Genomic DNA, 21,266 nt, shown 5'->3' on the forward strand with positions numbered 1-21,266 from the left:
CCGGGGGAGGAACGCGCGTGAAGACGTGGTTGCAGGCCGTGCTGTCCGTCGTGCTGCTCGTCGGCTTCCTCGTCCTGGCCGTCGCGCTGGTGGTGGGGGTCGGGGCGTTCGGCCTGGGCTACGGCACCGACGGGGACGGCTCCGGCAGCCGGGTGTTCCGGCCGCTCGTCGTCGGTGCCGCCCTCACCGTGTTGTTCGCGTTGGTCTTCACTCTCGGTCGGATGCTGACCCGACGCCCGGCCCCGCCGACCGGCATCCTGCTCAGCCCGGAACAGGCACCCGAGCTGTGGCGCATCGTCCGGGACCTCGCGGCCCGGGTGGGCACCCGGGAGCCGGACGACGTCCGCCTGGTCGCCGGGGCCAACGCCGCGGTGACCGAGGAGGTGCGGCTGCTCGGCCTACTGCCCGGCCGCCGTACGGTGATCCTCGGGCTGCCCCTGCTGCCGGCGTACACCGTCGACCAGATCCGGGCGGTCCTCGCCCACGAGATGGGGCACTTCTCCGGCCGGCACACCCGCAGCGTGCGGATCGCCCTGCGGGCCCGAATGATGATCGTCGGGACCGCCCAGAACACCGTGGACGGCGTGCTGCGCGCGGTCCTCTCCGCGTACGCCCGGCTGTTCGTCGCCGTCGAGCAGGGCATCAGCCGGCAGATGGAGTACGAGGCGGACCGCTACGCGGTGGCCGTCGCCGGGCGGGACGCCATGGTGAGCGCCCTACGCGAGATCCGGTTGGTGGGCACCGGCTGGGACGAGTACCTCGCCGACCACGTGCTGCCGGCGTACGACCGTGGGCACCTCCCGGAGGACCTGTTCGAGGGGTTCACCGCCTACCTGGCCGAGTGCCGTGAGGAGATCCGCGGGCGCAGTGTCGAGGTGGCCCCCGCCGAGCCCGCCTGGTGGGAGTCGCACCCACCGCTCAGGGAACGGATCGCCGCGCTGCGTTTCGTGCCGGACGTGTCGGTCGTCCCGGACCGCCGCCCCGCCACCGTGCTGGTCCCCGACCTCGACACCGCAGGTCGCCGGCTCCGGGACAGCCTGTTCGACAGGCCCGGAACCCGGCTGCTGCCCTGGGACCGGCTCACCCCCGCCCTCGCGCACCGGTCCGCCCTCGAGCACGCCGACCCGCTGTACCGGGCGGCGGCGCGGCTGACCGGGCGACCCGACGCCGATCTCGACCTGCTGTTGGCCCTCCTCGCCGAGGACCGGTGCCTCGATCTCGCCCGGGAGTTGGCCCCGGATGCCGCCGAGGAGGACGCCCTCCGGTCCCTGACGGTGGCCTACGAGGGGGCGCTGGAGGCTGCGGCGGTCGACTCCGCCGCCGCCTCGTGGCGGCATTCCTGGTCCGGCCCGGCCGAGCTGTCCACCACGGCCGGCGAACCGCTGCCGCTCGGCGAACTGGTGGACCTGTCGGCCGACCCCGCCACCGTGCCGGCCGCACGGGACCGTCTCGCCGCGCTCGGAATCCGGACAACTGCTACATCCGAAGCCGCCCCGACCGCCTGACCGGGCATCAGACCAGGCCGGCGTCGCGGAGCAGCTTCCACAGGCCCGCCCCGTCCGGGGCGGAGAGCCACTTCTGCCCCACCGGCCCCGCCGACGACGGCCGGTCGTTCGGCACGGGCAGGCTACCGGCGAGCACCGACTGGGTCGGGGAGAGCCGGCGGATCGCCACCCCGGCCACGTTCTCCGGGTGGGCGGCGGCGAACTCCCGGTAGATCTCCTGGTCGTGCTGGCCGTCGTCGCCGATCAGCAGCCACCGCACGTCGGGGAACTCGGTGGCCAGCCGGGCCAGGGTGGCCCGCTTGTGTTCCCGGCCGCTGCGGAACCAGCGGTCGGCCGTCGGCCCCCAGTCGGTGAGCAGCAGCGGACCGGCCGGGTAGAGGTGCCGGGACAGGAACCGGGTCAGCGTCGGCGCGACGTTCCACGCGCCTGTCGACAGGTAGAACACCGGGCTACCCGGGTGGGCGGTGACCAGGCGTTCGTAGAGCACCGCCATGCCCGGCACGGCCGTACGGGCGTGCTCGTCGAGGACGAAGGTGTTCCACGCGGCCAGCATGGGCCGGGGCAGCGCGGTCACCATGACCGTGTCGTCGATGTCGGAGAGGATGCCCAGGCGCACCTCCGGGTCGATGACCCGGACCAGCGCCTCGACCGGTTCGGCGTCGGCGACCCGCAGCCGCACCGACGCCCAGCCGGGGATGAAGTCGGCCTTGACCACGGTGTCGACGAAGCCGCTGCGGTCGGCCTGGGCGGTGTGCACGCTGCCGCCCGCCTCGATGGTGACCTCGACGTGCTTGGCGGGCAGGGTGGCGAAGCTGCGCCAGCCGCGCACCTTCTCCAGCCGGCCCTGCCGCCGGTCGGGGCGACTGAGCAGCACCCGGCACAGCACCCGGGCCCAGCCGGGCGCGCCGTAACCGGCGTACGCGACGATGTTGGGCTGCCACCCGGTGCGCCGCAGCCGACGCTCCACCAACTGGTGCAGGGCGTCCTCGATCCGCGCGGCCCGGTGCAGGGTGGGTACGGCCAGCTGGCCTGCGGTGGTGGATGGCACGCTGCAACCCTGCCACAGGTGTCCGGCAGCGGCCAGGCGAGCGCCCAGGTAGCCACCCGGGCTGCTCGGCACACACCGGGCCGGCGGTCCGGGTGGGAGCGGGAGCGGCCCGAGCGCCGTCCGGCCGGGGCACCGACCTCGGTCCGTACGCTGTGCCGGTGCTCATCCTGCTGCCGCCCTCCGAGGGCAAGGCCGACACCGGCACCGGCCGTCGGCTCGACCTGACCCGGCTCTCCCTGCCCGAGCTGACCCCGGCCCGCGAGGAGGTGCTGGGCGCGCTGATGACGCTCAGCGCCACCGGCCGGTCCGACGCCGCCGCGGACGCCGCCCTGACCGCCCTCGGGTTGACCGCCGGCCAGCGGGGCGAGCTGGCCCGCAACGCCCGGCTGGACCGGGCCGCCACCGCACCGGCCGGGCAGGTCTACACCGGGGTGCTCTACGAGGCCCTCGGCCTTTCCACCCTGCCGCCCGGGGCGCTGCGGACGGCCCGTCGCACCGTGCTGGTCAGCTCGGGCCTGTGGGGCGCGGTCCGGCTCGCCGACCGGATCCCGCCGTACCGGTGCCCGATCGGGGCGCGGTTGCCGGGGGTGGGGGCGTTGTCGGCGTACTGGCGGCGGGTGCTGACGCCGGTGCTGACGGCGGCGGCCGGCAGCGGCCCGGTGCTGGACCTGCGCTCCGCCGCCTACGCGGCGACCTGGACGCCGCCCGCGGCGCTGGCCGGTCGGACGGTCACCGTGCGGGTGCTGCACGAGCGCCGGCCGGGCGAACGCACCGTGGTCAGCCACTTCAACAAGGCGACCAAGGGGCGGCTGGTCCGTGACCTGCTGCTGGCCGGGGCCCGGCCACGGACCGCGACCGCGTTGATCGCCGCGCTGCGTGACCTGAAGTATCCGATCGAGGAGCAGCCGGTGACGGCGGGCCGGCCCCGGCAGATCGACGTGGTGGTGACCGAACTCTAGGAACGCAAGATTTCCTCAAATCCCGTGCCGATGGCTGGAGGCGGGCCGACCGGCAGGCGACCGTTAGGGGCATCCGACGTCGAGAAGGAGCGGTCCGATGACCTCCGAACCCCGCCTGCTCGACCGGCCACGCCTCCCGTCGTCCCCGCCGCCGCTGGACTGGCTGACCCTGGCCGACGCGTTCGAGGTGGCCTGCCTGGTGCGCTGCACGCCGACACCGACGGCCCGCCCGCACGCCCCCACGCCACCGCAGCGGGTCGCGGTGGAGTTCAACCGGGAGGACGCCGCACTGCGGATGCGGCAACTGCTCGCCCGGCTCGACGTGCCGGTCGAGCACGAGGTGGTCACCGGTGGCCTGCGCCGCCGCTACGAGTTGCACCGGCTGCACGTGCCGGCGGATCACCGCGCCGGGTTCACCAGGTTGCGGGAGACCGGCTGGCGGCAGGGGCGTCGGGAACTGCTCGGGCCGGCCGTCGGCTCCTCCACCCCCCGGGCCGCCTGGCGGACCCGGCTCGCCTCGGCCGCCTGGCGTTCGGCCCTGCTGGCCGGCGGCCGGCATGTCCGGCGGCACATCCTCGGCATCCGGCTGGCCGACCGGGAACTGGCCGCCGTGCTGATCCGGTCGGCGGCGCTGCTGGAGGTGCCGGCACTGCTGCGCCCGGGTGCCGGCTGCCTGGTGGTGAGCGTCGCGGACGGGCCGGACCGGCTGCGGATCATGGAGCGGGCCGCATTGGCGCCCGCCCGGACCCCCACCCTGGTCTGACCACGGCCACCGGCCACCACACCGCACGCTGACCGGTGCTCAGACCGGTCACCGGCCGCCCGAGCTTGCGCCGGAGCCGGTGACGGCGCAGAGTGCACCGCGTGAGCCGTAGCCGGACCGGGCGCGGCCGGCGGCCCGCCTCCGCCGGCGGGGCGCTGCTGATGCTGCTGGTCGTGGTGCTCGGCGGGCTGGCCGCCTGCCAGGACTCCCCCGACGAGCCGGTCCCGATCCGGATCGCCACCGGCAGCCCGACCGCCGTCTACCATGCCTTCGGCCAGTCGCTGGCCACCGTGCTCAACCGCGAACTGCCAGGCGTGCGCGCCAGCGTGGTGGTCACCGCCGCCTCCGCCCAGAACGTCCGGCTGGTCGGCTCCGGTGCCGCCGAACTGGGCTTCACCCAGGCCGACGTGCTCGACACCAACCCGACCACCCCGCCGAAGGTGCTGGCCGTGGCCCGCGTCTACGACGACCTGCTGCACCTGGTCACCACGGCCGGCGGACCGATCCACGACCTCGCGGACCTGCGCGGGCGACGGGTCTCGGTGGGCGCGGCCGGTTCCGGCACCGAGGTCACCGTGACCCGGCTGCTGGCGGTGGCCCGGCTCGGCGGGGACCAGGTCCGACAGGAACACCTCGGGCTGGACGACTCGGTGGCGGCGCTGCGCGCCGGCCGGATCGACGCCTTCTTCTTCTCCGGCGGCCTGCCCGTACGCGGGGTGAAGGCGCTCGCCGACGCCACCTCGATCCGGCTGGTCAACCTGGGCGAGTGGACCGAGCCACTGCGCCGCGCCTACCGCGAGGTGTACGTCTCCCGGGACATCCCCCGCTCGGTGTACGGGGTGGACCCGGTCACCACCGTCGCCAACCCCAACTACCTGATCGTCCGGGCGGACCTGCCCGAGCCCCTGGTACGCGAGGTGACCCGGCTGCTGATGGAACGCCGGTCGGAGCTGGCCGCCGCCCACCCGGCGGCCGGCCGGATGAGTCCCCGCTCGGCGATCGCCACCACGCCGTTGCCGCTGCACCCGGGCGCGGCCGACTGGTACCGGTCCGCCAAACCCTGACCGCTCAGCCCGACCCGGCGGGCAGGGCGGGGGCACCGGCGTCCGACGGAGGGTCGGTGCCGCACGGGCCGGGGAACCACAGCTCGGCGACCAGGCCGCGCGGCTGACCCGGGTGCATGGTGAGCCGGCCGTCGGAGGCGTCCACCAGCACCGCCACGATGGTCAGCCCGAGGCCGGCGCCCTCGATGTTCTGCGCGTCCGGGGCCCGCCAGAACCGCTCGGTGGCCTGGTCGAGCTGGCCCGAGGTCATCCCGGGGCCGGTGTCGCGCACCTCCAGCGCGGTGCCCCCGTCGGCGTGCCGGACCGCCACGGTCACCTCACCACCGTCGCCGCTGAACTTGATCGCGTTGTCGATCAGCGCGTCCAACGCCTGGTCGACGGCGGTCGGCACGGTCCGGGCGTAGGCCGGGCCGGCCGCCGCCAGGCGCAACGTGACCGACCGGTGCCGGGCCAGCGGCTCCCACGCGGCGACCCGGGACGCGGCCACCGCCGCCGCGTCCACGGTGACCCGCTCGTTCTGCTCCCGCTCGGCGCGGGCCAGGGTGAGCAGCCCGTCGAGGACCAGCGCCAACCGGTCGGTCTCCTCCAGGGCGAGCCGGTGCTCGGCCCGGCCGTCCTGATCGACCACGCTCGGCCCCAGCTCCTCCACCCGCAGCCGCAACGCGGTCAACGGATTGCGCAGCTGGTGACTGGCGTGCGCGACGAAGGCCCGCTGCCGGTCCATCACGTCGGCGACCACCGCCGCCATGTGGTTGAAGCTGGCCGCCAACCGGCGCAGCTCCGGCGGGCCCCACCGGTCCTGCACCCGGGCACCCCGGTCCCCCTCGGCGATCTCGTGGGTCACCGCGTCCAGCTCGGTCACCGGGCGCAGCACCCAACCGGCCAGCCCGAACGCGGTGGAGACGCAGGCCAGCACGGCGAGCAGGCCGATCCCGGCCAGCAGCAGCCACCACGCGGTGACCGTGCGGCGCACCTTCGCCACCGGTGTGGCGGTGACCACCGCGCCGAGCACCTCACCACCGTCGTTGATCGGCACGGCCACCACCAGCGGGCCGTCCACCCACGGCCACACCGAGTCCGGACCGTTGAACTGCTGCCCGGCCAGCGCGGTGTCCAGGGCCGCCCGGGTGTCCCGGCCGGTACGCCAACTCGTCGACACCACCAGCGCCCGGCCGTCCCGGTCGACGACGGCCGCCCCGATGCCGTAGAGCTGGTCGTAGCTGACGAGTTCGCCGGTCAGCGGCCCTGCTCCGCCGCCGCGCAGCGCCGGCCCGGCCAGCGAGGCGAACCGGGTCGCGTCGGCGAGCCGGTCGGCGCGGACCCGGTCGGTCTCCCGGGACGCCAGGGTCGCCGCGAGGGGTGTCTCCAACGCCAGCAGCACCAGCACCATCAGCAGCAGGTAGCTGATCACCAGTCGACGCCGCACCGGCTGCCCCTCACTCGCCCCGGAGCCGGTAGCCGACCCCGCGTACGGTCTCCACCAGCCGGGCGTCGCCGAGCTTGCCGCGCAGCGAACCGACGTGCACCTCCACGGTGTGCCGGTCGGCCCAGGTGGTGCCCCAGACGTCGAGCAGGATGCGGTCCCGGGGCACCGCCGTGCCGGGCTGACGGGCCAGCGAGAGCAGGATGTCGAACTCCTTACGGGTCAGCGCCACCGGCTGACCGGCGACGGCGACCGTCCGGGCGGCCACGTCGATGCGGACCGGCCCGACCTCGATCAGGTCCCGGGCCGGCGCGGCGTGCGCCGCCCGCCGCAGCACCGCCTCGATCCGGGCCTGCAACTCCACCATCGAGAACGGCTTCACCACGTAGTCGTCGGCACCGAGCCGCAGCCCGAGCACCCGGTCGCGTTCCTCGCCCCGGGCGGTGACCGCGATGATGCCGAGCTGGCTGCTGCGCCGCCGCAACTCCCGGCACACCTCGGTGCCGTCCCCGTCGGGCAGGGTGAGGTCGAGCAGGACCAGGTCGCAGGGGGCGGCGGAGAGGGCGGCGGCGACGGTGGCCGCGTGCTCGACCTCGTACCCGCGTCGGGTCAGCGCCGAGGCGAGGGCGGCGGCCACCCGTCGGTCGTCCTCGACCAGCAGGATGCGCACCGGTGACCCCCATTCGTCGTACGGATGTCGAGCGAATGGTGGCAGAAGCGCCGGCGTGGGGGAAACGGTGGGCGACCCCGCGCCGGTCACCGGCGTGCCGCCGCCACCGCCCGGGAAACGACGCGGGACCCGGGGCGGACGTCCGTCCCGGGTCCCGCGGCCTGGCCAATCAGCGGCAGAGCCGGCCGATCTCCTCCTGGAACCGGTCCATCGGGTTGGCCTCGGCCGGGCCGAGCAGGTAGGTCTTCAGCTCCCGCCGGGCGTCGGTCATCGGGTCGTCACCGGCCCGGGTCACCGCGACGATCTTCTCCAGCTCGCCGCAGTCCCGGGAGAGCAGGTACGCCCCCCTGGAGGTGGGGAACTCGCGCCGGAACTCGTCCTCCGGCAGCCCGCTCGGGTTGGCCACCACGTACGGCCGCTGGCTCTGCACGAAGTCGGAGACCACGCTGGAGATGTCGCTGATCAGCAGGTCGGTCTGGTTGAAGCAGTCGAACAGGGCGGGGACCCGGCCGGTGACCACCCGGTGCCCCGGGCCGTCGAGCGAACCGGAGTCGGGGTCGCCGCCGGCGGCGCGGATCAGCGACACCAGCCGCTCGTGCACCGCCCGTGCCTCCTTGGAGCGGGAGCCGGTCAGCGGGTGCGGCTTGTAGACCAGGCGCACCTGCGGCGAGGCGAGCACGCCCCGGACGATCCGCTCCCCCATCAGCACCAGCGAGGTGTGGTACGGGTCGTCGTCGAGCCAGCCCTCCCAGGTGGGGGCGTACAGGACGGTGAACGGCCGGTCCGGGGCGGTCCCGCCGAAGGTGTGCACCCCGGCCAGCTGCGGCCGGCCGATCTCCACGATGTCCTCGTCGCGGACACCGACCGCGGCCCGCGCGTACCGCTCCCGTCCGGCCAGGCCGGCGACCCACACCTCGTCGTACACCTTGCTGTACGGGTTGACGCTGGCCTGCTTGTCGCTGTCGCCGTGGCCGACGAACACGTGCTTCATGCCCGGCTCGCGCAGCATGTGGATGTTCGCGCCGACGTTGGCCGCGTAGAGGGCGGCCCGCACGGTGCCCAGTTCGAGGTTCATGAAGTCCGGGCCGGTCGGCACGCAGATCACCGGCAGCCGGGTGTCGGCCAGTTCGAAGAACGCCTCCCTGCTGCGCATCAGCACGACCGCCCGCTGGTGCAGCGCCTCGGTCGGGGCCAGCCACATGTTCGCCTGGTAGACGTCCTTGGCCGGGCCGGCGAAGTAGAGCGCGACCTCGGGGCGGTAGCCGTCGATCCAGCGCTGGAGCACCGGCAGCACCGGGCTCTTGCCGGTGCCCCGCCCGCGCAGCCAGGTCACCGCGACGACCGCGCCGACCAGGGCGGCGAGCCCGGCGGCCAGCGCGGCGACCGCCAGCATGACGGTGACGTCGGTGCGGACCGCCGCGACCACGGCGGCCGGGATCAGCAGCACGTTGAGCACCGCGAGCGGGACGCCGGCCAGGGCGGCGACCCAGCCGGGCGGGCGGGGGGCCGACCGGATCGGACCCAGCTCGATGTTGCGGACCAGGGCGGAGACCGGGTTCCGCCTGTCGATCATGGTGTTGAGGGCGCCCGAGAAGACGGCGGTCACCCAGACCGCCGCCGGCAGCACCAGCAGCCAGGTCAGCTCGACCCCGGTGAGCGGGACCGTGGCGGCGACCAGCAGCACGCTGGCCAGGTCGCGGCTGAGCTGCCGGTAGCCCCGGTTGAGGCCGACCTTCTCCAGCAGCGTCTCCGAGGGAGGCGACCAGCGGGTGACGGCGAACTCGCCGACGACGGCGGCCAGCCCGGCCACGGCGAACAGGGCCACCCATCCGAAAACGCCCGCGACGAGCATGACCAGGTAGGACAGCACCAGCAGCGCGCCTCGGGCGGCGGTGCCGGTGCGTTCCAGTAACGAGCCGAACAAGGGGGACGCTCCCAACGAGATCGATGACGGGCGGGGCCCGGCGGTCGACGGCCTCGTCGTACGACGGGCGTGACCGCAGCACCGCGACCGAACGGGCCGGCCTGCGGGTGACTGCGACTTTAACGCGAGAGGACGTCCCGGTGTCGCTCGGGTATCCAGGTCCATTTCGGTCAGACGAGACGATACCTGGCGGACGACCCGGGCCGTCCGCCGCTCAGCCCGTCCGGCCGTAGCAGGTCGTCGCGCCCGGGCCACGCCGCGAGGCGAACTCGGTGAAGCCCAGCTCGACGGCCGTCTGCCGGGCGTACCGGTTGCCGTTGTAGACGCAGATGGTGCCCACCCCGAGCCGGTCGACGGCGGTGGCGACCTGCGCCCGGTCGGGTTTCTCCCGCCCGTCGGCGAAATGGGCCAGCAGCAGCCGGTCCTTGGCGAAATCGGAGTTCAGGTCGTACTCGACCAGGTAGAAGTCGCGGGGCAGGACGACCCGGACCCGACTGGTGACGATCAGTGAGGTTCGCATGATCGTCGAGGGGGCCAGGACGAGCCCGTCCGGCCGGTCCCGTCCGGCGATCCAGAATGCGATCTCCTGCCGCTGCTGGGGCAGTTTCCAGGTGGGTCGGGTGTGCGTCTCCACCCAACTGTCCGGCGACCACATCGGGGTGGCCCAGACGGCGAACGAGGTGACCATCGCGGCGGCGACCAGCGCGCCGACCGCACCGCGCAGCAGCCGCGACGGCGACGGGACGTGCACCGTGCAGAGCAGACCGATCAGGGTCGGCAGGGCGAGCAGCCACGGCACCCGCCAGAGCACCACGGAAATGCCGGTCAGCGCGCCGAGCGTCTCCAGCACGCCGGGCACCAGCAGCACGCTCATCACCAGGGCGGCACCGGCGGCCAGCAGCGCCGGGGTGCGCCGGCGGGCCAGCAGCGGCCCGCACCACAGCGCCAGGCCACTGATCACCCCGACGATCCCGACCAGCAGCGTGCGCCGGTAGGTGTACTCGGCGTCGAAGAAGGCGTCGTCCGCACCGGCGGCGTCCATGCCGCCCAGCACGAGCCGGGACACCACGATCGCCCCCACCGGGTACGCCACGGCGGCGAGCCCACCGACCACCGCGTCCTTCCACCGGCCGACCAGCAGCATCGCCAGCCCGGCCGCGCCGACCAGCATCGGCAGGATGATCGCCGAGGTGGTGGTGAGGCCGGCCGCGGTGACCGAGAGGGCGAAGACGAGCAGCAGCGAACGGCGGGACCGGGTGTCGAACCACTCGGTGAGGTAGAGCCACATCAACGGGATGACCGCCGAGACGAACATCCCCTTGCCCTCGTAGAGGCGGGGCAGGTGGAAGGTGCCGAGCGCGGCGTCCGACCCGGCCACCAGGTAGAGGTAGGTCACCGCGACGCTGAACGCGAGCACCGGGCGGCGCGGGGCCCACCGGTGGGTGAGCCGCCACAGCGCCAGGACGGCCAGCACCGCCATCACCGGCAGCGCGAGGTACCAGGTGGCGGACGCCCCGTGGATGCCGAGCACGTGCGCGAGCGCGCCGTCGAACACCTCGATCGACGGGGTGGGCGGCAGCGAGCCCATCGCCGGGGCGACGTTCTCGGTGAACAGGAAGTCGTTGGTGGGCACCAGGTCACGCTCGGCGACCCAGACCGTCTTGCCCACGTAGTAGACGTCGTCCGGGGTGTTACGGGCCAGGTAGAGCGAGGAGATCGCGACCCCGACCGAGATCAGCAGCGCGTACCCGGACTGGAGAGCGGTGGGGACGGGTGGCGCGGGCGGGTCGGCGTCGTCGGCCCGCCACGCCCGCCGGGTGAGCAGCATGACGCCGATCCCCGCGACAGCGCCGGCGACGGCGGGGACCCACCAGGACAGCACGTCGCCGGCCGGGGTGCCGGCGAGGCCGGCGGTGACGGCGGCGACCACTCCGGCGGCGACCACGGGCAGCAGGAAGCGGCGCGGCTGGCCCGTCCCGCCCGCCGGGACGGGGTCGGCGGCCGGTGCGGGGGGCGTGACGGGGACACGGGTCCGCCGCAGGGCGCGCACCGCGACCACGGCGGCGATCACGACGCAGCCGACGAGCCAGCTCAGGAAGGTCACCGACGGGCGCAGCCCGAACAGGAAGGAGGCGTGGTAGAGCACCGTCCACAGCGCGAAGCCGAGCACACCCGCGTCGGTGATGACGGCCGGGGCGGCGGCGAGCGCCGACCGCAGCCGGTGCGCGGGGCGCGGTCGTCCGGCGACCGGCCCGGCGGGGGGTGGTGCGACGGGCGGGGGCGCGACGGCAACGGGGTCGGCGTTCGGCACGGGTCGTCCTTGTCGTCGTACGGGCACGGTACGCGAGAGTCGTACGGCCGGCGGGCGGCGGACGGTCGCCCGGCTCCGGTCCGCAAAGCAGGGTAACCGCAACCACCTCGGATCGATGGCCGGTGGGCGGCGTGGCGGTGTCCCGGAGACGGCCGGGTGGGGACCGGTCAACCGGACACCGGTGCCTCCCGCTGGCGGGGCACCGTGCCGTTCGCGGTCAACCCGGTCGCCACGGACTCCACCAGCAGGTCCAGGTAGCTCGGGGTGAGCGGGGTCCGTGCGATGGCCAGCCGCCAGTACAGCGGGCCGACGATCAGGTCGACGGCCGCGTCGGCGTCGGTGTCGGCGGGCAGTTCGCCGCGCTGCACCGCCAGGCCGATCAGTCGCCCGCCGATCTCCTGCTGCTTGGCCCGCAGGAGCTGCTGGAGGGTGGCGTCGATGGTCGGGTTGCGGGCCGCCTCGGCCAGCAGGTCGGGGATGATCTGCGAGGCCAGCGGGTGGCCGAGCGCGTGGGCGATCACCTGGAACAGCAGCGTCAGGTCGCCGCGTAGGCTGCCGGTGTCCAGCGCCGGCAGTTTGTTGCCGGCGGCGGCCACCACGGTCTCGATCACCAGGTCGAGTTTCGAGTTCCACCGCCGGTAGATCGCGGTCTTGCTCACCCCGGCCCGGCGGGCCACCGCCTCGATGGAGAGCCGCCCGTATCCGACCGCGGCGAGTTCCTGCATCAACGCGCGGCGGATGGCCCTGGTGATGTCGCCTCTCAGCACTGCGGCACCGGCCGGCGCACGCCTCTTGTCGCTGGTCATCGGGGACTTCTCGCACCTGTCACGGGGGCCAATGTAGCGCAACGACGGTACGGTTGCGTCCCGACGTGTTATGGACTACCGTCCACGCAGCGACGAGGCTGCCCCGGCGCCGCGCCGACCCACAGTTCCCATCGTCGCGCGCATCCCGTTGGTACGAAAGATCGGAGCGCCCTTCCCATGGCCACCACCGCGCTGGTCGACCCTGAAACGGGCCTGACCCAGGCGCAGCTGGCCGCTCGGCACGGACTACGGGTCGCCGGTGAGCGCCCCTCCCTGACCGAGTACAGCCGCAGACTGTGGGCCTACCGGCACTTCACCGCCGCGTACGCCAACGCCAAACTGGTCGCTTCGTACAGCAACGCCAAGCTGGGCCAGATCTGGCAGGTGCTCACCCCGCTGACCAACGCCGCCGTCTACTACCTGATCTTCGGCGTGGTGCTCGGGCAGAACACCATCCCGAACTTCATCGCGTACCTGACCACCGGGCTGTTCATCTTCAACTTCACCCAGAGCGCGGTGCTGGCCGGCACCCAGTCGATCAGCGGCAACCTGGGGCTGATCCGGGCCCTGCACTTCCCCCGGGCCTGCCTGCCGCTGGCCGCCACGCTCACCCAGTTCCAGCAGCTGCTGGCCTCGATGATCGTGCTGGTCGGCATCGTCCTGGTGACCGGCGAGCCGATCACCCTGGCCTGGCTGATGCTGCCCCCGGCGCTGCTGCTGCAGGCGCTGTTCAACGCCGGGGTCGTGATGGTGGTCGCCCGGATGGGTTCCAAGGCCAGCGACCTCAAGCAGGTCATGCCGTTCATCCTGCGCACCTGGATGTACGGCTCCGGCGTGCTCTACAGCGTCAAGCTGTTCGACCGGCTGCCCGAGTGGGCCTCGACGCTGATCCAGTTCAACCCGATCCTGGTCTACATCGAGCTGGCCCGGTACGCCCTGCTGGAGCAGGCGCCGCTGCTCAACGAGTCGGTGACCCAACTCTGGCTGGTGGCGTTCGGCTGGGCGGTGCTGGGTGGCATCGCCGGGTACGTCTACTTCTGGCGCGGCGAACAGGAGTACGGCCGTGGATGACCGGTTCGAGACGTCCAACGACGTCACCGTGACCCTGCCCCGGGTCGTCGAGCGGATCCCCACCGTGGTGGTCGACGACGCGCACGTGATCTACCGGGTACACAAGGGCGCCGGGGGCGGTACCACCCCGGTGGCCGCGCTGCGCCGGCTGGTCAAGCGCTCCTCCGCACCGAACATCCAGGAGGTGCACGCGGTCAAGGGGGTCTCCTTCACCGCCTACCGGGGTGAGGCGATCGGCCTGATCGGCAGCAACGGCTCCGGCAAGTCGACCCTGCTGCGCACCATCGCCGGGCTGCTCCCGGTCAACCGGGGCGCGGTCTACACCCAGGGCCAGCCGTCCCTGCTCGGAGTGAACGCCGCCCTGCTCAACGACCTGTCCGGTGAGCGCAACGTCACCCTCGGCTGCCTGGCGATGGGCATGCAGCCCGACGACGTGGCCCGGATGACTCCGGAGATCATCGAGTTCTCCGGGATCAACCAGCGCGGCGACTTCGCCAGCCTGCCGATGCGGACGTACTCCTCGGGCATGGCGGCCCGGCTGCGGTTCTCCATCGCCGCCGCCAAGAAACACGACGTGCTGCTGATCGACGAGGCGCTCGCCACCGGCGACAAGGGCTTCCGCAAGCGCAGCGAGCAGCGGGTCCGGGAACTACGCGAGGGGGCCGGCACGGTCTTCCTGGTCAGCCACCAGCTCTCCTCGGTACGGGACACCTGTGAACGGACGATCTGGTTGGAGTCGGGGCTGATCCGGATGGACGGGCCCACCGACGAGGTGATCCGGGCGTACGAGGCATTCGCCAACGGCAAGTAGCATTCCGGGCGCGCGTACCGCGTCGGTTCGACGCCCGGCGGACCGCGTCGTCCCGTTGGGGCGGCGCGGTCCGCGCGTTAAGGTTCATCCCGTCGCCACGCTGGCGCAACCCTCCGTTCAGGGTGACCCCCGGGACGCGTGCAGACATCCCCCGAGAGTGAGGATCGGCAATGACGCAGGACCACACCACTGGCCCGGACGCCACACCGGAGACCCCGGCGCCGTGGCGGCCCTCGCGGACGGTGGCGGTGGTGCTGGCCGGAGGCACCGGGACCCGGCTGGGCCTGGGCATCCCGAAGCAGTTGCTGAAGATCGCCGGCAAGCCGATCATCGAGCACACCCTGGCCGTCTTCGAGGCCGCCCCGGAGATCGACGAGATCATCGTGCTGATGGCCACCGGCCACGTCGCCGACGCCCAGCAGATCGTCGACAAGGCCGGCTTCCGCAAGGTCAGCAAGGTGATCGAGGGCGGCGACACCCGCAACGCCACCACCCGGATCGCCCTGGACGCGGTCGGCGACGGCGACGTCAACATCCTCTTCCACGACGCGGTCCGCCCGCTGGTCAGCGCCCGGATCGTCCGCGAGTGCGTGAACGCGCTGTGGACCTACTCCGCCGTCGACGTGGCCATCCCCTCGGCCGACACGATCATCCAGGTCGACGAGGACGAGTGCATCACCGACATCCCGGTCCGGTCCCGGCTGCGCCGGGGGCAGACCCCGCAGGCGTTCCGCTCGGGCACCATCCGGGAGGCGTACCGGCGGGCCGAGGGCGACCCGGACTTCGCCGCCACCGACGACTGCGGCGTGGTGCTGCGCTACCTGCCCGGCACCCCGATCAAGGTGATCGACGGGTCGGACGAGAACATCAAGGTCACCCACCCGGTCGACGTGCACCTCGCCGACAAGCTGTTCCAGCTCGCCGCCGCCCAGGCCCCCCGGCTGTCGCACCGCAGCTACACCGAGGAGCTGGCCGGCCGCACGATCGTCATCTTCGGCGGCAGCTACGGCATCGGCCACGACCTGGCCGAGCTGGCCCGGGGCTACGGTGCGCAGGTCTTCGCGTTCAGCCGGTCCAGCACCGGCACCCACGTCGAGCAGACCGGCGACGTCGAGGCCGCGCTGAAGACCGCGTTCGAGGCCACCGGCCGGATCGACCACGTGGTGGTCACCGCCGGCATCCTGGAGAAGGGCGCGCTGGCCGAGATGGACGAGGAGACCATGGACCGGGTCCTCCAGGTCAACTTCGTCGGGCCGGTGATCGCCGCCCGGCAGTCCCTGCCGTACCTGCAACAGACCAAGGGTCAGCTGCTGCTCTACACGTCCAGCTCCTACACCCGGGGCCGGGCCCAGTACGCGCTCTACTCCTCGACGAAGGCGGCGCTGGTCAACCTGACCCAGGCGCTGTCCGACGAGTGGGCCGAGTACGGCGTCCGGGTCAACTGCATCAACCCGGAGCGCACCGCCACCCCGATGCGTACCAAGGCGTTCGGTGAGGAGCCGGAGCACACCCTGCTGGCCGCCGAGACGGTCGCCCAATCCTCGCTCGACGTGCTGATCTCCGACCTGACCGGTCAGGTGATCGACGTCCGGCGGGCCCCCGGCGAGCCGGCCCCGGTGCCGGCCCAGCCAACCGCGGCCGAGCAGGACCGGCTGCCCAGCGGCGTCGACGCCGGCTGACCCGCCCCCCCGGAGACGTACGACATGCGTGGTGACCTGGTCAGGAAACTGATCGCACGGTGCCTGACCACCGGCCTGGCCGTGCTCGCCTTCCTGGTGGTGGCGTTCACCGGCGCGACCGGCTGGGGCCTGGCCCTGGCGGTGGCCGCGCTGGCCGCCGCCGGCTACGAACGCCGGGTCCGCCCCGACGCCGACATCGTCGCCGAGACGGTGCTGCTGGCCGCCGGCATCCTGGTCGGCTACGCCCGCCGGCTCGACGACGGGTTCGACCCGGTGCTGGCGCTCACCGCGCTGCTGCTGCTGGGCCTGGTGCTGCTGGTGGGGCCGCTGCGCGACGCCGGCAACCTGGAGATCCGGGCGGCGAACCTGCCGGTGCGGGCGTGGACCCCGCTGGTCGCCGCCCGCCTCGGCGGCATCCTGCTGGGGCTGCTCGCGGTGGTGGCGGTGGCCGCCGCCCTCGCCCTGCCCGCCGTGGTCGCGCTGGCCGTCGTGCTGGTGGTGGCGGCCGGCTGCGGCGCGGTCGGCCTGGACCTGGCCCGGCGGCGGTTCCGGCCGCCGGGCGGGGGCGGCCCGGTGACCCGGGCGCTACGTGCGCACCAGCCGGAGTTCCTGCTCTACTTCTCCGCCCCACCCGGCTCGGAATACCAGGTCACCATGTGGCTGCCCTACCTGGAACGGTTGGGCCGGCCGTTCCTGGTGCTGCTGCGGGAGCCGGAATTCCTGCCCACGATCGCCGCCGCGACCAGCGCCCCGGTGGTCTACTGCCCCACCCTCAAGGCCATGGACGAGGCGCTGGTGCCCAGCCTGCGGGTGGCGTTCTATGTCAACCACGGGGCGAAGAACAGCCACTGCATCCGGTTCACCCAGCTCACCCACGTGCAGCTGCACCACGGCGACAGCGACAAGGCCCCCAGCGCCAACCCGGTCTCGGCCATCTTCGACAAGATCTTCGTGGCCGGTCCGGCGGCGATCGAGCGGTACGCGCGGGCCGGCGTGGAGATCCCCGCCGAGAAGTTCGTCGTGGTCGGCCGTCCACAGGTCGAAGCCATCGAGGTACGCCGGGAGGCCCGCCCGCCGGCCGCCCCGACGGTGCTCTACACCCCCACCTGGACCGGCCACCACGCCGACGCCAACTACTGCTCGCTGCCGGTGGCAGAGCCGCTGCTGCGCCGGCTGCTCGACCGGGGGGCCACGGTGATCCTGCGGGCCCACCCGTACACCGGGCAGAACCCGGCCTCGGCCCGGCAGTTGGCCCGGCTCACCGAGCTGCTCGCCGCCGACCGGACCCGGACCGGGCGGCAGCACCTGTGGGGGGCGGCGGCCAGCCGTGAGCTGAGCCTGACCGACTGTGTCAACCGCTCCGACGCGCTGGTCTCCGACGTCTCCGGGGTCATCTCCGACTACCTCTACTCGGGCAAGCCGTACGCGGTGACCGACCTGGGCGTCGACGGTGACGAGTTCCTGGACCGGTTCCCGCTGGCCCGCTCCGGTTACGTGCTGCGCCGGGACATGGCCAACCTGGACGAGGTGCTGACCGGGCTGCTGGACACCGATCCGCTGGCGGCGGCCCGGTGGGACACCCGCCGCCGCTACCTGGGCGACTTCCCCGACGACGCGTACGCCGACGGTTTCCTCGACGCGGCCCGCCGGGAGCTGGAGCCGGGCTGGAACCCGCCGGCCCCGCGTACCGCCGGCACCGCCACCTGGGACGACGCTTCGGTGTCCCCGCGCGGCTGACCGGGAGTCGACCCGGGCCGGGGTGGTGGCGTGGTTCGCCACTCGGGCCCGACGCGTGCACGGACGCCCCCTCACCAGTGCCGTCTGCCGCCTACAGACCTGATGACGCAAACGAATCACGCCGTGTGTGCCCTCGCTGACCGGCCGGGTACCGGCAATGATCGGCTCCGCCTGAAGTAGGTGCGGCGTCGGCACTGAGTCGTTGCCGTCATCAGCTCTGTAGGGAGCGAGGGTGGTATGTGCACCCCTCGGACGATGCAGGCGTGGTTGGTCCGGGGCGCGCCGGGTGGCACCCGGCATCGGTGGTGCCGATGCCGTCAGTCCTCGTCGGTCGGGCCGACAGCGGACCGCCCCGGTGCCCGTGGTCAGGCAGCCGAGGCGGTCCGGATCGAATTCGAGAGCAACGGGTCAGGCGGAGTAGCCCCGGGTGGCGATCCAGTTCGCCAGGGTGGTCACGCCGACCCAGTAGGCCGGCAGGGACGGGTCGGCCGAGTCGGCGATCCGCACGGTACGGCCGTTGTCCCGGTAGCCCACGGCGGCGACGTAGTGGCCACCGGGGAAGGAGTGCCAGCCGCCGTCGAGGTCGGTGGCGTCCCCGGCCACGTTCGCGACCACGGCCCGCTTGTCGGTGACCGCCGCGACCACGTCGGCCCGCAGCCGCTCGACCTGCGCGTCGCTCGGGGTGCCGGCGAACATCCGGGTCCGGTACGGATCGCCCTTGACCACGGCGTTGAGCACCCGGGTGGTGTCCTCGGCCGAGTTGGTGCCCATCTCGGTGGTGCCCAACTGGGCGGCGAGGTCGTCCTGGCCGCGCTCGATGCCGGCCGCGCTGAGCGCGTTACGCACCGCCGCCGGGCCACAGTAGTAGTAGGTGATCTGGGCCTGGTAGTCGTAGCGCAGAACCTTCGACGACGGCGGCTTCGGGGCCGCCTTGCGGGTCAGGTCCGGGTCGACGGTGGGACGGGACTTCGCCCGGGTGACGCGCGGCGACGGGGTGGGGCTCGCCGACGGGCTGGCCGTGGGGGTGGCCGACGGGCTGGCCGGGGCGGGCGTGGCCACCCGGGCCTGGGCGCGGCTGGCGACGTCGTCGAGGCGGGGGGCGGTCTCGGCCACGGCGGTGGCGCGCTGCTGGTCGGTCGGGGCGTCGTCGACCCCGGCGGCCAGGGCGGTGCCACCGGCGGCCAGGACGAGGACCGCCGCCGAGCCGACGACCATCCGGTACGGGCGCTGGGCGCCCAGTCGGCGGAGCTGTCGCTTCATGTGGTGCTTCACGGGGTGTTCCTCCACGGGGGCGAGGCGGCCGGGCACGCCGGACCGGCACGTGGCGGGTACGCCACGCGCGGATCGGGTGTTTGGGCCGCTCGTTCGGCAGGGTCCGCCCGACGGGAGCCGGGCGGATCGGCGGGTCGCCCGAGCGGGGTCGGGCGGCGGGGTGGACGGCCGGGTCAGCGCGTCAGGCGCGACGGTCCGGCGGCACCCCGGCACCGAGGTGGAGGGATTACCGAGGGGGTGGGGTCATGCTGCACGAGGAGGGAACTCCTTCCGCTGCCGCCGACCGGGTTAGCTGACGGATTCGGGCGGGAAGATCGCCCTACCCCGGGCCGTGGCCCGGAGATTCACCCCAGGTGGTGCGTGTGGGTCCCCGGTTCGTGACAAGCACGATTGAGCGGGTCGGCGCGGCGTCGCCTGCTGCGATCGGGAACCGCACCGGACCGCAGCGACACTACTGGTCGCCCTCCTCTCCCGCCAAGCCCTGTGACCTGCGTAAACATCGCCGGGCAGGCCGATGTGCGGGGCGTTCGGGCAGCCCGGGTGCGGGCCGGGGACGAATGGTCGTCCGGGCCCGTCGGGGCCGTGACCGGACAACCGACCCGCAACCTCCGATGATCAACGAAGTCGATGTGACCGGGTGTGACGGGCTGTCCGGTTCCGCCGCTGCGTGACCGCGTCCACACCCGCCTGGGTAACAATTCGGTCCCCGGGACTCCCGACCTCCCGGCCCACCCGGCCCGGGGTGGGACCAGGCGGTAGTCGCGGGGCGGGTCAGCCCACCCGGGCCGGGTGCCAGCGGGTGGCCGGGGTCGGGCGGGTCGCCGCCGACGTCGCGGCCCGGGGCAGCGGCACCCGGCCCGGACGCACCCGCTGCGTCGCCGCGTACGCCTCGGCGGCCAGCGACCGGGCGGCCTCGGCGGCCAGCTCGGCGGCCCGCCACGCGACGCGTTCCCGCCAGTGCGCCGCCCGGTACGCCGCCCGCCGGTCCTCCCGGACCGCCCGGGCGAGCATCACCTCGTGCTCGACGGGGTGCCGGCGCGGGTCCCAGCCGTCGCGGTGCGCGAAGACGTCCCGCAGCCGCTCCACCGACAGTTCGCCCCGCCAGTGCGCCGCCACCGCCTCCTGGTGCAGCCACCGCTCCCGGCCGGCGTACTCGGCAGGCGTCCGGGGGGTACGCGGGCTGGGCAGCGCCCCCGCGCCGGTGAACCGTCGGGCCGCCGTCTCCGCCTCGTCGTACTCCTGCCAGGCCCGTTCCAGGGTGTCCTGCGCGGCCAGCCATGCGGCCCGGTGACGGCGGGCGGTCTGGGCGGCCCCGGCGGCGGCCACGGTCACCTCGTCGGCGTAGCGGCGCAGGTCGGCGACCGGGGGTGGGGCGTCGGGCGGCGGCCCGACGGCGGTCACGTCGGTCGGCTGCTCCCGTTCGGGGCGGGCGACCAGGACGGCGAGGCCGGTCAACGCGAGGACGAGCAGCAGGGACCAGATCGCGGTGGCGGTCGGCACCCCGATCAGGAACTGGGACAGCACGGTGGTCACGGGTCGACACCTCGCGGGCGGATGGGGCGGATCGGGGCCGTACCGGGGCGGAACCGTTGCGGGCAACGTCCGTCCGGGGCGGTACGGGGACGAGGTCGTGGTGGTGGCGGCGGGCGGGCGGCCCCGGTGGGGCGGGGTCAGCGCGCCGGGGGTGCCCGGGGCCCGGGGGCGGCGGGCATCCGACCGGCCGGTGTCGACAGGGTGGCCGTCGGAAGCTCCCGTGCCGGACCGGCCGGCACGGCGGGCAGGCCGGCGTCGACCCGGTCGGTCGTCACCACGTCGACCCGCTCCGTCCCGCGGCCGTCGGCGCGGATGCCGTCACCCTGACCGGACGGGGTGTCGAGGGCCCCGGCGGCGGGGAAGGAGTGCGACGCGTCGGTCGACAGTGCGCCGGGGACCGGATCGAACAGCGCGGGGCCGGACAGCGCCGGGCCGGCGGCGGCGAACGCGAGTGCGACGGCGAGGCCGGCGAGCAGCCGGGACATCCCGCGCGCGACCCACCACAGGGGACTGGTGAGCGCGACCGGGAACACGGGACCACGCTACCGAAGGGGCCACCGGCCCGCAGCACCGCCGGGCGTGTCGCCGCGCCGGCCGCGCGGCAACCGGTCACACCCGGGCGGGCGACGGACCCCGGGCTTGGCATCCACCGTGGAGGGAGTCCCGCCGCCGCGCCCACGACCGAGCCGG

17 protein-coding genes and 1 riboswitch are annotated in these 21,266 nt (G+C 73.9%); of the genes, 8 read left to right on the forward strand and 9 right to left on the reverse strand.

What is annotated here, in order from left to right; translation table 11 throughout:
* Positions 1-17: 17 nt before the first annotated feature.
* Positions 18-1,505 carry a M48 family metallopeptidase gene (locus ACN267_RS14680; RefSeq protein ID WP_421488917.1) on the forward strand — a complete coding sequence of 496 codons (1,488 nt, stop codon included), beginning with the start codon at positions 18-20 and terminating at the stop codon, positions 1,503-1,505.
* Between the two features lie 7 nt (positions 1,506-1,512).
* Here ACN267_RS14680 and ACN267_RS14685 read toward each other — a convergent pair whose 3' ends face one another.
* Positions 1,513-2,553: an App1 family protein gene (locus ACN267_RS14685; protein WP_204961201.1), complete on the reverse strand. Its 1,041-nt coding sequence runs from the start codon at positions 2,551-2,553 to the stop codon at positions 1,513-1,515.
* Positions 2,554-2,711: 158 nt separating this feature from the next.
* Here ACN267_RS14685 and yaaA point away from each other — a divergent pair, with 158 nt between their 5' ends.
* The 3 genes from yaaA to ACN267_RS14700 all read left to right on the forward strand — a co-directional run bounded on the left by yaaA (position 2,712) and on the right by ACN267_RS14700 (position 5,339).
* Complete coding sequence (yaaA, locus tag ACN267_RS14690) at positions 2,712-3,512, forward strand: peroxide stress protein YaaA (protein WP_421488918.1); 801 nt, start codon at positions 2,712-2,714, stop codon at positions 3,510-3,512.
* Positions 3,513-3,609: 97 nt separating this feature from the next.
* Positions 3,610-4,275 carry a hypothetical protein gene (locus tag ACN267_RS14695; protein ID WP_204961199.1) on the forward strand — a complete coding sequence of 222 codons (666 nt, stop codon included), beginning with the start codon at positions 3,610-3,612 and terminating at the stop codon, positions 4,273-4,275.
* 101 nt (positions 4,276-4,376) lie between these two features.
* Positions 4,377-5,339, forward strand: coding sequence for a TAXI family TRAP transporter solute-binding subunit (locus ACN267_RS14700; RefSeq protein WP_421488919.1), 963 nt, complete (start codon positions 4,377-4,379; stop codon positions 5,337-5,339).
* A gap of 4 nt (positions 5,340-5,343) precedes the next feature.
* Here ACN267_RS14700 and ACN267_RS14705 read toward each other — a convergent pair whose 3' ends face one another.
* From ACN267_RS14705 to ACN267_RS14725, 5 genes are all read right to left on the reverse strand, one after another.
* Positions 5,344-6,765, reverse strand: a complete 1,422-nt coding sequence (locus ACN267_RS14705) for an ATP-binding protein (protein ID WP_421488920.1) — start codon at positions 6,763-6,765, stop codon at positions 5,344-5,346.
* Positions 6,766-6,775: 10 nt separating this feature from the next.
* Positions 6,776-7,432, reverse strand: a complete 657-nt coding sequence (locus tag ACN267_RS14710) for a response regulator transcription factor (protein WP_421488921.1) — start codon at positions 7,430-7,432, stop codon at positions 6,776-6,778.
* 169 nt (positions 7,433-7,601) lie between these two features.
* Positions 7,602-9,356 carry a CDP-glycerol glycerophosphotransferase family protein gene (locus ACN267_RS14715; RefSeq protein ID WP_421488922.1) on the reverse strand — a complete coding sequence of 585 codons (1,755 nt, stop codon included), beginning with the start codon at positions 9,354-9,356 and terminating at the stop codon, positions 7,602-7,604.
* A 214-nt stretch (positions 9,357-9,570) separates the two neighbouring features.
* A complete protein-coding gene (locus tag ACN267_RS14720) occupies positions 9,571-11,667 on the reverse strand; it encodes a DUF6077 domain-containing protein (protein ID WP_421488923.1) in 2,097 nt (698 codons plus the stop codon).
* Positions 11,668-11,834: 167 nt separating this feature from the next.
* Entirely contained in the window at positions 11,835-12,473 is a 639-nt protein-coding gene (locus ACN267_RS14725) for a TetR/AcrR family transcriptional regulator (protein WP_421488924.1), read from the reverse strand.
* Between the two features lie 177 nt (positions 12,474-12,650).
* Between ACN267_RS14725 and ACN267_RS14730 the strand changes: the two genes are divergently transcribed.
* The 4 genes from ACN267_RS14730 (at position 12,651) to ACN267_RS14745 (ending at position 17,771) form a co-directional block, all read left to right on the forward strand.
* Complete coding sequence (locus ACN267_RS14730) at positions 12,651-13,544, forward strand: ABC transporter permease (RefSeq protein WP_204961194.1); 894 nt, start codon at positions 12,651-12,653, stop codon at positions 13,542-13,544.
* Entirely contained in the window at positions 13,537-14,355 is an 819-nt protein-coding gene (locus tag ACN267_RS14735) for an ABC transporter ATP-binding protein (RefSeq protein WP_281899178.1), read from the forward strand. The genes ACN267_RS14730 and ACN267_RS14735 overlap by 8 nt, the downstream gene beginning before the upstream one ends.
* A 170-nt stretch (positions 14,356-14,525) precedes the next feature.
* A complete protein-coding gene (locus ACN267_RS14740) occupies positions 14,526-16,034 on the forward strand; it encodes a D-ribitol-5-phosphate cytidylyltransferase (RefSeq protein ID WP_421488925.1) in 1,509 nt (502 codons plus the stop codon).
* Positions 16,035-16,058: 24 nt separating this feature from the next.
* Positions 16,059-17,771, forward strand: a complete 1,713-nt coding sequence (locus ACN267_RS14745) for a CDP-glycerol glycerophosphotransferase family protein (RefSeq protein WP_204961191.1) — start codon at positions 16,059-16,061, stop codon at positions 17,769-17,771.
* Positions 17,772-18,179: 408 nt separating this feature from the next.
* Here ACN267_RS14745 and ACN267_RS14750 read toward each other — a convergent pair whose 3' ends face one another.
* From ACN267_RS14750 to ACN267_RS14760, 3 genes are all read right to left on the reverse strand, one after another.
* On the reverse strand, positions 18,180-19,031 hold the full coding sequence (locus ACN267_RS14750) for a C39 family peptidase (protein WP_204961444.1): 852 nt from the start codon (positions 19,029-19,031) through the stop codon (positions 18,180-18,182).
* Between the two features lie 274 nt (positions 19,032-19,305).
* A riboswitch (cyclic di-AMP (ydaO/yuaA leader) is annotated at positions 19,306-19,450 on the reverse strand.
* A gap of 364 nt (positions 19,451-19,814) precedes the next feature.
* The gene (locus ACN267_RS14755) at positions 19,815-20,576 is read right to left on the reverse strand and encodes a hypothetical protein (protein ID WP_421488926.1); all 762 of its coding nucleotides are present in this window, start codon (positions 20,574-20,576) and stop codon (positions 19,815-19,817) included.
* A gap of 137 nt (positions 20,577-20,713) precedes the next feature.
* Complete coding sequence (locus ACN267_RS14760; protein ID WP_421488927.1) at positions 20,714-21,109, reverse strand: hypothetical protein; 396 nt, start codon at positions 21,107-21,109, stop codon at positions 20,714-20,716.
* Positions 21,110-21,266: the final 157 nt, after the last annotated feature.

Origin of the sequence: Micromonospora sp. WMMD734, from assembly GCF_049178975.1 — a bacterium.
Classification (GTDB): domain Bacteria; phylum Actinomycetota; class Actinomycetes; order Mycobacteriales; family Micromonosporaceae; genus Micromonospora; species Micromonospora wenchangensis.

Coding starts and splice junctions, on each gene's coding strand:
- ACN267_RS14725 (WP_421488924.1), bottom strand. CDS start 12,473: ATGACCAGCGACAAGAGGCGTGCGCCGGCCGGTGCCGCAGTGCTGAGA.
- ACN267_RS14730 (WP_204961194.1), top strand. CDS start 12,651: ATGGCCACCACCGCGCTGGTCGACCCTGAAACGGGCCTGACCCAGGCG.
- ACN267_RS14750 (WP_204961444.1), bottom strand. CDS start 19,031: ATGAAGCGACAGCTCCGCCGACTGGGCGCCCAGCGCCCGTACCGGATG.
- ACN267_RS14695 (WP_204961199.1), top strand. CDS start 3,610: ATGACCTCCGAACCCCGCCTGCTCGACCGGCCACGCCTCCCGTCGTCC.
- ACN267_RS14745 (WP_204961191.1), top strand. CDS start 16,059: ATGCGTGGTGACCTGGTCAGGAAACTGATCGCACGGTGCCTGACCACC.
- ACN267_RS14740 (WP_421488925.1), top strand. CDS start 14,526: ATGACGCAGGACCACACCACTGGCCCGGACGCCACACCGGAGACCCCG.